This is a genomic window from Spirosoma aerophilum (assembly GCF_054782495.1).
This window is the reverse complement of the sequence record NZ_BAAGSJ010000017.1, coordinates 718,327-731,357: the sequence shown is the minus strand read 5'-3', so window position 1 is coordinate 731,357 and position 13,031 is coordinate 718,327. Positions and strand designations below refer to the sequence as shown.

At 51.9% G+C, this 13,031-nt stretch carries 10 protein-coding genes and 1 tRNA gene; 8 read left to right on the top strand and 3 right to left on the bottom strand.

Translation table 11 applies throughout. The features are described from left to right. Positions 1-271 precede the first annotated feature (271 nt). The 3 genes from ACYVK4_RS25295 (at position 272) to ACYVK4_RS25285 (ending at position 5,845) form a co-directional block, all read left to right on the top strand. Positions 272-1,498, top strand: a complete 1,227-nt coding sequence (locus ACYVK4_RS25295; protein ID WP_461130355.1) for a metallophosphoesterase family protein — start codon at positions 272-274, stop codon at positions 1,496-1,498. Then, complete coding sequence (locus tag ACYVK4_RS25290; protein ID WP_461130354.1) at positions 1,495-4,584, top strand: AAA family ATPase; 3,090 nt, start codon at positions 1,495-1,497, stop codon at positions 4,582-4,584. The genes ACYVK4_RS25295 and ACYVK4_RS25290 overlap by 4 nt, the downstream gene beginning before the upstream one ends. A 238-nt stretch (positions 4,585-4,822) precedes the next feature. Continuing rightward, positions 4,823-5,845, top strand: a complete 1,023-nt coding sequence (locus tag ACYVK4_RS25285) for an alkaline phosphatase D family protein (protein WP_461130353.1) — start codon at positions 4,823-4,825, stop codon at positions 5,843-5,845. A 100-nt stretch (positions 5,846-5,945) separates the two neighbouring features. Here the strand turns inward: ACYVK4_RS25285 and ACYVK4_RS25280 are convergent, their stop codons facing one another. The 3 genes from ACYVK4_RS25280 to ACYVK4_RS25270 all read right to left on the bottom strand — a co-directional run bounded on the left by ACYVK4_RS25280 (position 5,946) and on the right by ACYVK4_RS25270 (position 9,398). Further along, positions 5,946-6,761: an enoyl-ACP reductase FabI gene (locus ACYVK4_RS25280; RefSeq protein ID WP_461130352.1), complete on the bottom strand. Its 816-nt coding sequence runs from the start codon at positions 6,759-6,761 to the stop codon at positions 5,946-5,948. Positions 6,762-6,903: 142 nt separating this feature from the next. Next, complete coding sequence (locus ACYVK4_RS25275; protein WP_461130351.1) at positions 6,904-7,956, bottom strand: alpha/beta hydrolase; 1,053 nt, start codon at positions 7,954-7,956, stop codon at positions 6,904-6,906. Continuing rightward, positions 7,953-9,398 carry a methyltransferase RsmF C-terminal domain-like protein gene (locus tag ACYVK4_RS25270; protein WP_461130350.1) on the bottom strand — a complete coding sequence of 482 codons (1,446 nt, stop codon included), beginning with the start codon at positions 9,396-9,398 and terminating at the stop codon, positions 7,953-7,955. The genes ACYVK4_RS25275 and ACYVK4_RS25270 overlap by 4 nt, the downstream gene beginning before the upstream one ends. Positions 9,399-9,446: 48 nt before the next feature. On the opposite strand from ACYVK4_RS25270, the gene ACYVK4_RS25265 reads away from it, so the two are divergent. The 5 genes from ACYVK4_RS25265 to ACYVK4_RS25245 all read left to right on the top strand — a co-directional run bounded on the left by ACYVK4_RS25265 (position 9,447) and on the right by ACYVK4_RS25245 (position 13,003). Beyond that, positions 9,447-9,959 carry a KdsC family phosphatase gene (locus tag ACYVK4_RS25265; protein WP_461130349.1) on the top strand — a complete coding sequence of 171 codons (513 nt, stop codon included), beginning with the start codon at positions 9,447-9,449 and terminating at the stop codon, positions 9,957-9,959. Positions 9,960-10,134: 175 nt separating this feature from the next. After that, positions 10,135-11,406: an adenosylmethionine--8-amino-7-oxononanoate transaminase gene (bioA, locus tag ACYVK4_RS25260; protein WP_461130348.1), complete on the top strand. Its 1,272-nt coding sequence runs from the start codon at positions 10,135-10,137 to the stop codon at positions 11,404-11,406. A gap of 52 nt (positions 11,407-11,458) precedes the next feature. Next, a tRNA-Gly gene (locus ACYVK4_RS25255) sits at positions 11,459-11,531 on the top strand. A gap of 474 nt (positions 11,532-12,005) precedes the next feature. Beyond that, on the top strand, positions 12,006-12,650 hold the full coding sequence (locus ACYVK4_RS25250) for a VWA domain-containing protein (RefSeq protein WP_461130347.1): 645 nt from the start codon (positions 12,006-12,008) through the stop codon (positions 12,648-12,650). Between the two features lie 134 nt (positions 12,651-12,784). Further along, positions 12,785-13,003 (top strand): type I restriction-modification enzyme R subunit C-terminal domain-containing protein, encoded by a 219-nt coding sequence (locus ACYVK4_RS25245; RefSeq protein WP_461130346.1) that lies wholly within the window; start codon positions 12,785-12,787, stop codon positions 13,001-13,003. Positions 13,004-13,031 lie beyond the last annotated feature (28 nt).

Sequence of the window (13,031 nt, the reverse complement as noted above, 5' to 3'; positions counted from 1 at the left end):
TTGGGAGTGCAAAGGTAGGGGGATTTTGGCCCCGTGTCAAGACTTGCTCCTAAAATAAATAAGCCTTTGCCAAAGATAATTTGGTAAGAGCCGTAAGCTCAATTAGTTACCGTATAAAAATAATTGAAAACTTTTTTCAACTATCCTTGTTGGCCCCTCTCAAACAAGGCAAAAAGCCCGTTCATGCCCTTTTTTTGCCCATTATGCCGGTGTCATGAGTTATATTGCATCTTCCTTTTGTATCAATTCATCCGATACAATTTGTCATCTAATGAAAATACTACACACGGCGGACTGGCATTTGGGGAAGCGGCTTCAGGATTTTCAGCGCCTTCAGGAGCAACGGGACGTATTGGCCGAGATTGTTCAGGTGGCCGATCGGGAAGATGTAGACCTGGTATTGGTAGCAGGCGATCTGTTCGATACCTTTAATCCAGACCCTAAAGCCGAGGACCTATTATATAGTACACTGAAAGAACTGACGGCAAACGGTCGGCGGACGGTGGTGGCCATTGCGGGAAACCACGATAATCCGGATCGGATCGAAGCGCAGGATCATTTCGGGCGAGAGTGCGGAATCATCTTCGCGGGGTTTCCCAAAACCGAGGTGCGGTCGTATGAGTTGAGCTGCGACGCCAAACTGCTTTGTTCGGCACCGGGTTTTATCGAACTGAAGTTGCCCCGGCACGACGCGCCCGTTCGTATTATCATGACGCCCTATGCCAACGAGACCCGGCTTCGGTCGTATCTCGGTATGGTGAGTCTTGACGATGAGCTCCGGCAGCATTTGCACCAGCACTGGGCGGCCCTGGCTGATACCTATATGGATGAGCAGGGCATCAATTTACTAATGGCCCATCTGTTCGTCATGAAGCGGGGTGGTGAGCAGCCCGAAGAGTCCGACGATGAGCGTAGTATTTTACAGGTGGGTGGCGCATCGGTCGTATATACAGACATGATTCCGTCCCAGATTCAGTATACGGCGCTTGGGCATTTACACCGGTATCAGCAAATAGCGGGCGGGCCTTCTCCGGTTGTCTATAGCAGCAGCCCGCTGGCCTATAGCTTTGCCGAAGCCGACCAGCAGAAATACGTCGTTTTGATTGACGCCGAAGCCGGGCAACCCGTTACGGTTACTCCCGTTCCCCTAGCTACCGGAAAGCGGTTGTTGCGTCCGAAGTTCAAGCGGGTGGACGAAGCGGTGGACTGGCTGCGGGAGAATCCGAACTGTTACGCCGAAATAACCCTGCAAACACCAACGTTTCTGACGAGTGACGAGCGTCGGCAACTACAGCAGGCGCATGAATCGCTGGTGACGATTATTCCTGATGTGCGCGATGTAGAAGAAACGGAACAGGAAGCCGCACCCGCCATCGACCTCACCCAGTCGATGGAAGCGCTGTTCACGAGTTATTTCAAAAATAAGAACAAAGGCCAAGAGCCAAACGAGCGGCTACAGCACCTGTTCAAAGAGATTTTAGCTACCGAACCTGAATGATACCCATTAAACTGTCAATTCAAGGACTCTATTCATATCAGGACTTACAGGAAATTGATTTCCAGCAATTAATTGGTTCGAGTGTTTTTGGCATCTTCGGAAAGGTGGGCAGTGGCAAAACGTCGCTGCTCGAAGCCATAAGCTTTGCGTTATACGGCGAAACGGAACGACTCAATAGTCGCGATAATCGTCAGTATAATATGATGAACCTGAAATCGAAGCACCTGATCATCGACTTTCAGTTTCAGGCCGGTCCGGAGCAGCAGTTGTACAAGTTTGTTTACGAAGCGAAACGCCATCCCAAAAAGCACCACGAGATAGGCCCCGGCGAACGTCGGATGTTTATCCGACAGGGCGATGAATGGCAACCCATCGGGAATGAGAAAGAAGATGTAGCCGTTCTGTCAAAGCAGATTCTGGGGCTGGACTACGATAATTTCAAGCGGACGATCATCATTCCCCAAAACCAGTTTCGGGAGTTTCTGGAACTGAGTCCCACAGAGCGGACGAAGATGATGAACCAGTTATTCAAACTCGACCAGTACGACCTGGCTGCGCGGGTGAGTAAACTGAGCAAAGTCAACGACGATCAACTGGCCGAACTGCGCGGGTTGTTATCCCCACTGGAAGCCGTAACGCCCGAAGCCATTGAGCAGGCCCGTACCGATATTTCTGTTATTGCGGAATCGTTGGGGCGGAAGGAAGCCGAAATCAATGACCTGTCCCCTACCGAAAAACGATTACTCGAAAACCAGAAACGGAGTCAAACGCTGGCCTTAACCCAGCAGGAGCTGACCCAGGTCCTTAACCGGGCACCATTCTATCAGCAACGGGAACAGGCGCTGGCCATCTACGAAACCTGTCTACTCGTTTTTCAGGCCGACTTTGCTAACCTTGATAAGCTTAATTCCCGCAAAACCCGGCTGCTTGAACAGGAACAAGCGGCCCAGCAGCAACTCGTGTCCGTCACGAAGCGACTGGTCGGTTTGCGGAGTTTGTATGATGCCGCCAAACAGGCTTACGAAACGCGCGACGAACTACAGCAGAAAATTGACGAACTGGATACGGTACAGCAAATCCGAACGCTACAGCAAACCATCGGCCAGCAAACCCGTAACCGCGATACACTAACCAGCCAACTCAATCAGCAGGAGGCTTTAGTAGAACGACACAAGGCGACGCGCGCCAAACACCAGCTCATTCTGGATAACGGCATTGGGCGGACGTCCGATCTGGAGCGGCTTTATAAGGTCAAGAACTGGTTCACGGCTTATAAACCCTTGAAGAAACAAGCCGATGACCTTCAACTGGCCGTTGACAAATATGACCAGACCATTGACAAACTGAAGCAGCAGAAAAACGATGCGCTGGTGGGTTTCCCGCCCGACTGGACTGATCTAACACTCAAAACCTTACCCGATGCCATTGAGGAGGCTCTTGCCAAATTTAAAGAAGTCCGGCAGGAACGCGAGGACAAACACCGAAAATTACTCGTTCAGGATGAGTTACGAAAGTATGCCGATGCGCTGACCGAAGGGCAACCGTGCCCACTTTGTGGATCAACGCACCATCCTAACCGCCACAAAGGCGATGAGGAAAGCATTGACGTGAAAGGCAGCGAAGCCGGTTTACAGAAAGTGATCCAGCGAATAGAAGTTACCAGCAAGTTACAACTCACGATCAAGGAGCTGACGACGAAACTGCGGAGTGAACTAGATAATGGAAAACGGCTCATTCAGGAGCGTACCGAAATCGTCAGGCAGTTGACCGAACACGAAGATACATTCGTGTGGCCGGAGTTCTCCAAAGAGCAGGAAGGCGAGGTGATAAAGGCGATCCAGCAGGAGAGCGACGCGCAGAAGCAAATACTGGACGCGCAAAAGGCGATTCAGGATCTCGATAAACTTATAACAGAAACAGAATCGCTCCATAGCGATCTAACCAAAAAAGTTGTTGACGCTGGTAACGCCATTGCCGGGTTGAGCGGCCAATTGAAAACCGCAGCTGAATCGCTGGAACATTTTCAGCTGGAAGAGGTGAAAAACTGGGGCCTCGACCAGATCGCCGACCTGCGCGAGTCACTCACTAAAACCTACCATCAGGCTAAAGTCCACTTCGACGATACGGCCAAGCAGAAAGGAGATGCAGAGAAAGACCAGGCAACCGTTGAGGAGCAGATTCAGCAGTTGCATAACCAGCTTGCCGAAGTTGCTACTGAACTGGGTACCCTGGAAGCGACCATCGCGCAGCATCTGACCGCCCAACAGCTAACCCGCGAGCAGGTAAAACAGATTTTACAGTCCAACCTCAACATTGGTCTGGAACGTCAGCAGATCAACGAATACAACGAAAAGAGAAGTGGTCTGCAAGGGCAGGTAGCCACGCTACAGACTGAACTGGCCGAACAGCCGTTCGACCCGAACGAACTGGCGACGGTTCAACAGCAACTGGCGACACTCCAAGCCGAGAAGGATGCATTGAATAAGGAGCACGGTCGCGCCACCAGCGTACTGGCCTCTCTCGAAAGTCAGTTGCAACAGAAGCTGGAACACCAGAAGCGGCATGATGAGCTGGACCTCCGAAAGCAGGACCTGAAGAAGATGGACGAGATGTTCCGGGCGCAGGGTTTTGTCAATTACGTATCGTCGGTTTACCTGAAAAATCTCTGCGAATCGGCCAACGAGCGCTTCTTTAAGCTGACGAATAACCAACTGCGACTCGAGCTGGACGATAAAAACAACTTCCTGGTGCGTGACTTCCTCAACAGTGGTGAGGTACGGAGTGTGAAAACGCTCTCGGGTGGTCAGACATTCCAGGCGGCTTTGTCGCTGGCGCTGGCGTTGTCAGATAATATTCAACACCTGACGAAAGCGAAACAAAACCTGTTTTTCCTGGATGAAGGCTTCGGTACGCTGGATAAAGATTCGCTGCAAACGGTCTTCAAAACATTGAAAGCTCTCCGCGCTGAAAATCGGGTGGTGGGCATCATCTCGCACGTGGAAGAGCTTCAGCAGGAAGTGGAGCATTTTATACGGGCAGAATCGACGGAGAACGGTAGCCGAATTATTCGGAGTTGGGAGAGTTGAAAAAGGAGAAGAGGAGAAAAGGGACGATGGGGAGTAGAGGAATTTGGGTCTGTTAACAAATCTTGAACTTGACGAATAAACAATCCGGCTGTTTTACTTTTGGCCCGACTTCGTAGCGCGGGTCTTTAGCCTGCGTAGCCGTCAGGCTAAAATGGACGTTGCTAGCCTAACGGCTACGCGGACTAAAGACCCGCGCTACGTTAACCAGTTCTACAAATCCAACTTTACCAAAATTCGAATGAAAACACTTGTTACCCTTGGCTTGCTCGGTTGTGTGGCATTGGCCGGGTGTCGTACGCCAAAGTCGGGAACGTCTGCTGTTCAGCAGGAAAAGCCGGTCACAAAAATTGCGTTTGGATCGTGCAGTGACCAGAAGCGACCACAACCACTGTGGGATGATATTGTAGCCCAAAAACCGGACGTCTGGGTCTGGCTGGGCGATAATATTTACGGCGACTCGGAAGTAATGGATACGCTGAGTGCTAAGTACGCCCGACAAAAGTCGAACCCGGTGTATCAGCAACTGCGGCAGTCGACGTCCATTATCGGTGTATGGGACGACCACGATTATGGCGTCAACGATGGGGGGAAGGAATATCCGAAGCGGAAAGAGAGTCAGCAACTGATGCTGGATTTTCTGGATGTCCCAAAAACCAGCCCATTGCGCACGCAGGAAGGCGGTTATTCCGCCCATACGTACGGCCCGAAAGGTCAACGGGTGAAAGTGATTCTGCTGGATGCTCGTTATTTCCGCGATCCGCTGAAGAAAGACGGGAAAGCCAACGTACCCGACCCATCGGGCGACATGCTGGGCGAAACGCAGTGGAAATGGCTGGAACAGCAACTCACCAAATCGGATGCCGACGTGCATATTATTGGCAGTGGCGTTCAGGTACTTCCCGAAGAGCATGTGTATGAGAAATGGGCGAATTTCCCCACCGCCCGCAAACGGCTGCTGGATTTGATCGCCAAAACGAAACCAAAGGGAGCCCTTTTCATCAGCGGTGACCGGCACATTGCCGAAGTCTCGAAAGTAAGCGTTCCGGGTCTATCCTACGATTTGTTCGACATCACGAGCAGCGGCCTAACGCACGTATCGGCCCCGCATGTTGAAGCCAACCGTCACCGCGTCGGTGATATGGTCGCCAAATTGAACTACGGTCTGATCACGATCGACTGGAACGTCAAGCCACTAAAAGCCACCGTCCGCATCAACGGTGACGAGCAAGCCACGTACCTAACGCAGGAAATAATATTTTAAAGGAGGAAAGGGAGGAGGGACGAGGGGAAGAAAGGAATAAATTGACATCGGCCATATTCCTTTTCTCCCTCTCGTCCCTCCTCCCTTTCCTCCTTTTTTCTTACTCCTTCGTAACGAGTGCCATCACTTCTTCCGAGATACCGGTCATTGAGAAGCCGCCATCGTGGTAGAGGTTCTGCATGGTAACCATGCGGGTCAGGTCCGAGAAGAGCGTAATGCAGTAGTCAGCACACTGATCGGCGGTGGCGTTGCCCAGGGGCGCGGTTTTGTCGGCGAAGTCATAGAACTTGTCGAAGCCGCCGATGCCGCCACCCGCCGTTGTTGGCGTGGGTGACTGCGAAATGGTATTCACGCGGACCTTGTGCGATTTGCCATATCGGTAGCCGAAACTCCGGGCAATCGACTCCAGCACGGCTTTGGCATCGGCCATGTCGGTATAGAACGGAAACGTCCGCTGGGCCGCCATGTAGGTCAGCGCAACAATAGAGCCCCATTCACTGATGGCATCCAGCTTATAGGCCGTCTGCATCATTTTATGAAACGACAGCGCCGAGATGTCGATGCTTTGTTTGAACCAATCGTAGTTTAGATCCGTGTACGCTTTGCCCTTACGGATGTTGGGACTCATACCGATGCTATGCAGCACAAAGTCAACTTTGCCGCCCAGTACTTCGGTCGATTTGGTGAACAGGTTTTCCAGGTCCTCAACCGACGTCGCATCGGCCGGAATAATTTCGGCGTTGCACTGCTCAGCGAGTTGTTTGATTGCTCCCATGCGCATTGCAATCGGCGCGTTGGTGAGGGTAAACGTAGCACCTTCTTCCTTCGCTTTCAAAGCGACCTTCCAGGCGATTGATTTTTCGTCCAGGGCACCGGAAATGATGCCGCGTTTTCCGTTCAGTAATCCGTAAGCCATAATTTTAATGAAGAATGAACAATGAAGAGTGAAGAGTAAAAAATAGAGCGAAGGCTACCAGAGCAAGTAAAAATCAACTTGTTATTAATTTTTATTCCTCATGTTGAACTCTTCATTCGTCACTAATTGCCGCAAAGTTAGGTTATTTTTTTATCGTACCACTTTTTGATTGCAGAGCAAACGTAGGCGCTGCTGCCGGAGCCGGTGTCATTTTCAACACGGTTGACATAAACGTTTCGGTGGCCTGATAAACCCCTTTCAGGTCGCCGGAGGTAAAGTGAGAGGCAATGACATGTTCGCCCGCGTTTGGGAAAGCCATCTTTTGTTTTTTGTCGGCGGGAGTTCCCAGCGCGTCGAACATCTCCAGCATAGCCGCCACCGATACCACTTTATCCTGGTGTTCGTCGTCTTTATAATAATATCCCATGAACACCGGCTGCTTCACCTTCTGAAACTGCTCGGGCGTCATGTATCGGTCGAGCATCGTTTGCAGGGTAATCAGGCCATTTGTGTGGTACTGCGGCAGCCAGTATTTCGCACGCTCGGCGTTGTAATGAGAATTTATGAAATGTTCACCCTGAAAAACCCGGTCGAGGATCTGCTTCCCCCAGGGACCGGTGGCCAGTTTGAGGGCCGGATTAGCCGTAGCAATACAGGGCGAGTACAGAATGAGCCCGTCAATTTCGGGGTGATGGGCCGCCAGATACAGCGTAAGCATCCCTCCTGCCGAGGTGCCCATCACGATCACTTTTTCACCTAGTGATTTGCCAATGGCCAACGCCCGTTCGGCAGAAGCCGCGTAGTTGGATGGTGTTATGTCTTTCAGCGCATCGGGCGAATCGACGCCGTGTTCGGCGGTGCGGGCGAGGTAGAGATTACAACCAAAGTGTTTCGCTATTTGCTTATGCACGGGATCGCCCTCGGCCCAGCTTGCCGAGAAACCGGGTATATAAATAATACTGTACGGCGTTTTCACTTTTTTCAGGCTGTCGGCCCACACAATGCGGGCTTCATTGTCGGGGCGCAGATTGGCTTTGCTTTCCGATTGGGCGATGCTTTTTTCCAGCGCCACCAGATCCGGGTCGAGCACAATGGCTTCGTCCTTCACCGCATCGGGTTTTGCCGTCGGGCCCAGAAAATAACTTAGGCCGATAGCGGCTACCAACAGGCCTGTAATCGTGAAAAACCGTTTCATACGTACTCTTTTATGTCCATTCTGATTCGCCAGTCTTTCGGCAGATAGTTATTAACGCGAGTACCTACTCCTTTTACCCAGCCCAGGTTCACCCCTTTGTATTTGGCAAGCAGCCAGCCTTTCACGGGTTCATCAAACACCAGATTCTCTTTCTTAAAGTAGCGCAGAGCATCTTCCTTACTCAATTCAAGCCCCGGGAGGTCCTGATTCACAGCCGTACTCAGTGCCAGCGCGTGCGATGGAATGAAATCCGTTCCTTTAAACTGACCCATCTCCAGACCAAAGCCTTTACTTTTTAGGGCGCTATCGAGAAACAGATACGTTTTTTCCAGCGCTTTGGGCAGGGCCATCACATCGCCGTTGGGTTTTTCCCAGAAGGAAAAGTCGGCCGGGTTCTGAAGCCATTTTGCCGCCGACGCTGTTTCGCGGGGCCGAAGCGCGCGAATGGTCCGAAACGTCCGGGCATCGAGTTTTACAGGAGCCGAAAATGCTGTTTTCTTGAAGACACTGATAAAAAAACCTTCACCCCGCACCCGCTGTGGATAGCACTGATACCCCACTGCCTCCCCGGTTTCCGGATCACCCGCCTGCCGCTCCACGATATTCCATTCCGCAGGAAGAATAAGCGGCTTGTTCCGAAAGCCGTTTTCCGTGAGATACCGGACGTTTTCGGCGTTTTCCCGGTCGTTATAGGTGCAGGTGCTGTAGATCAGAATTCCGTCTTTATCCAACAAGGGCGCAGCTGCGGCCAGAATGCGTTTCTGGCGGGCCGAGCACAAATCGACACTCGCTTCCGACCACTCCTGCATGGCGTCGGGGTCTTTGCGGAACAGCCCTTCGCCCGAGCAGGGGGCGTCGACCAGCACCACGTCGAAAAAGCCGGTCAGCTTGCTCATGTCTTCCGGGTCGTGGTTGCTGACAACTACGTTCGGGTAGCCCCATTTATCCAGATTTTCGCGCAGGACCGACACCCGACTCCGAATCACTTCATTACATACCAACAGACTATCGGGGTGAAGCGCCGACGCCAGCAGGGTACTTTTTCCGCCCGGAGCTGCGCACAGATCCAGCACCCGCAAAGGCCGACTTAGGTTAACCGTTTGCCGGAGGGCTTCGTGCAGCAACATGGACGAGGCTTCCTGTACATAATAAGCGCCCGCCTGAAACAGCGGATCAAGCGTGAAACTGGGCCGTTCGGGCAGATAATATCCCTCGGGGCACCAGGGCACCGGCAACAGACCGGTCGTGTCATAGGCTGCCCCGGCTAATTTGCGGTGATTGATGCGTATACTTACCGGCGTTGGTTGCGCCAAGGCCGATCTAAATTCGGTGAATTCGGCACCCAACTGCGCCTGCATCTGGGCCAGAAATTCGGGAGGCCATCCAGTTGAGGAGCCTTCCGTTATTGACTCTCCGGTTGTACGTGACTTGTTTGGTGTCATTTTACAAAAATACGGAACTGTCGGGCGGTTTTTTACTAAACTTGCACTATGGCACTCACACAAGACCAACTTAAACAAGTCAAAAACTTCATTTTCGACGTAGATGGTGTATTTACCGATGGCAGCGTCGCACTCCTCGCATCGGGCGAACGTTACAGGACCGTCTTCATTCGCGACACCTATGCCATCGAACAGGCGATTAAAGCCGGTTACCGCGTCGGGATCATCTCAGCCACCAATGCCAGTGGTGTTCGTGACTGGCTGACGTCCATGAATGTCAAGGACATTTTCATGGGCGGCCCTTCCGACCAGAAAGTCAATGCGTTTCTAGGCTACCTCGCCCGCTACAGTTTGACCGAATCTGAATGCCTATACATGGGCGATGATCTACCGGACTTCCCAATCCTGAGCCGTTCGGCCGTGCTAAGCACCTGCCCGTCCGATGCAGTCGATGAAGTGCTCGCCGTATGTCAATACATATCACCCAAACCGGGTGGCCGTGGTGCCGTTCGGGATGTTATTGAACAGGTAATGAAGGCACAAGGGAAGTGGCATTTATAAATGCTTGTTTTGTCTTTCCGACAAAGGGACACCTGTATCAAGGAATGATGAAAAAATCTACCCCCAGAGGCCCCGCAACGGCTGACCGTCGCTGGGGGTAAAAAGCTTAATCAGCGCTAGTGCTGACCTAAGTGAAGTCGTTACGTACTCAACTATTATTAGAGATTTTTTTCGAATGAATGAATTAGCCGAACGTGACCGGGCTGTGATCTGGCATCCGTTCACGCAAATGCAGACGGCCCCGCTGCCGATCCCCATTGTACGGGGCAGTGGTTCCGTGTTATACGGTGCCGATGGCCGGGAGTATCTCGACATGGTTTCGTCCTGGTGGGTCAACATCCACGGACATGCTCATCCGCATATCGCCAGCCGGGTATCGGAGCAATTACAAATCCTCGAACATGTCATTTTTGCCGGTTTTACGCACCAGCCCGCCGTTGAGTTGGCCGAGCGATTACTGGCTATTCTTCCCCCCAACCAGTCGAAGGTTTTTTATTCGGATAATGGCTCGACGGCCGTTGAAGTGGCGCTGAAAATGGCTTTCCAGTATTGGCACAACCTGGGCCAGCCGCGCAAAAAGATAGTGGCGTTCGAAAATGCCTATCATGGCGACACCTTCGGGGCCATGGCCGTGAGTGGCCGGAGTGCTTTTACCGCGCCCTTCGCGCCCTTTTTGTTCGATGTCATCTATCTGCCGGTGCCCACACCGGGACAGGAAGAGGCTGTTCTACAACAGGCCGAAACGTTGTTCAGTGAAGACGTGGCGGCTTTTATTGCCGAACCGCTCGTGCAGGGAGCCGGGGGCATGGTCATGTACGAACCGGGCGTGCTCGATACGCTATTCCGGCTGGCCCGCAGCAAAGGCGCCCTCATCATCGCCGATGAAGTGATGACGGGCTTCGGCCGAACGGGGAAGCGTTTTGCCTCCGATCATCTGACCGAAAAGCCCGACATGATGTGCTTATCGAAGGGCCTGACCGGCGGTACCATGGCGCTGGGCGTAACCAGCTGCGCGGAACATATTTACAGCGCATTCCTGTCGACCGACAAGCACAAGACGCTTTTCCACGGTCACTCGTTCACGGCGAATCCGCTGGCCTGTACCGCGGCCCTGGCCAGTATGGATTTGCTGCTGCTGCCCGAAACAGAGGCTAACATTCAGCGTATTGCTGCCAGCCACGCAGACTTTGCCCGACAATTAGCGACCTACCCAACCGTCGAAAACATACGGCAGCATGGCACCTTACTGGCTTTCGATTTAAAGGCAGGCGAACAGACATCCTATTTCAACAACATCCGCGATGTAGCGTATAATTTCCTGCTGGATCGCGGTATTCTGATGCGTCCGCTGGGCAACGTGTTGTACATTATGCCACCCTATTGTACGTCAGATGAACAACTTACCTACACGTATGAGCAAGTAAAACTGTTGTTGACAACCATCTGATCGGTAGGGCTTGACATTTTAGTTTTAATCACACACCTTTGCTTTACCAAGCGCGGGAGTAGCTCAGTTGGTAGAGCGGCAGCTTCCCAAGCTGCAGGCCGTGGGTTCGAGACCCATTTCCCGCTCACCCATAAACCCATGAAAATTAGCCGGTTAGCAGAGATGCTGGCCGGTTTTTTTCTTTGATTAGGTTGAGCGGTTGAAACGCTGGTTTATACAACGATTATACAACTGCCTGATGGGCAACGCATTTCAGGCGTGCGTTGGACCCATGGGCTGGCCGTTTCAAACCAGACTCGATTAAGGAAAGCGCGCTATGACGAAAAAGCCTGCGCTTAAGGCCATTTTCCTTCATACAACCGGTTGGGAAAACATCCTCTTCAACCTGCCTGAACTGAAATTACTCCATTAGAAGTCCAACGTATGGCGCCTTAGTCGTGGGTAACCATATACAGGATATTACGGATGTCTAAAATCGGGAGCAAGCTAGCAAAATCACACACAACAATCTGATTATCAGAATAATATCCCCACTCATTAAGTTTGCAAATTGCCTGTTTTCTTCGTAAATTATAGTCTCATAAACACAACAAAAGCTAATGAACACGACTACGCACAAAATCTTCAACCTGATTATTCTCGACGAAAGTGGGTCGATGGAAAGCATCAAAGACGCTACGCTCAGCGGCTTCAACGAGGTGGTTCAAACCATTAAAGGCGTCAGCGGGCAGTTTCCCGATCAGCGGCATACCGTTACGCTGGTAACGTTTAACAGCTTGGGCATTCAGACCCGGCTGGACAACCAGCCCGCCGATCAACTCGCCGAACTCACCGATGCGCTGTTCAAACCCAATGCCGGTACGCCCCTCTACGACGCGATGGGCCGCAGCCTGATGCGCCTGGAATGGCTGACCGAAAAGGAAACGAACTACACGGTGCTGGTGAGCATCCTAACCGATGGCGAGGAAAACGCATCCCTGGAATTCAATAGCCGTCAGATTCAGGCAATGATCGAACGGCTGAAGCAGCACAACTGGTCATTCACCTACATGGGGGCCAATCAGGATGCCCAGAAAACGGCGTCGTCGCTGTCCATCACGCAGTCCATTACCTTCCAGACCAATGAGGCCGATATGAAGGAGCTGTTTGCCAAAGAGCGCAAAGGCCGCACGGCGTTCTACGACAAACGCAGCAAAGGCGAAACGGTGCAGGATGCCGAAAACAATTATTTTATTCAACCCTAACCCAACCAAACCCCTGCTGTAGAGACGCGATACTTTGTGTCTCTACAGCAGGGAAAAATCGCATTTTTGATACCTATTCTATACATGTGCTATGCTTACCGGCGAACTACGCTCTACTATTGACAAGGTCTGGAATGCGTTCCGGCCCCGCCTTAACGAGTACCCAGATTGAGTTTATCCATATGCTGATCAACTACCTGACGGAGAACGGTATAGTCGACAAGAAAATCCTGTATCGCCAACCCTTCACCGACCTTGACAATGCCGGTGTGTCGGGCGTGTTTGAGGGCCGGGTTAAGCAATTGTTTCAAGTCATTGACGCGATAAACAGCCATGCCAGAGCAACGGCCTAACGATTAAAAGCACGATAAGCGATGCCTA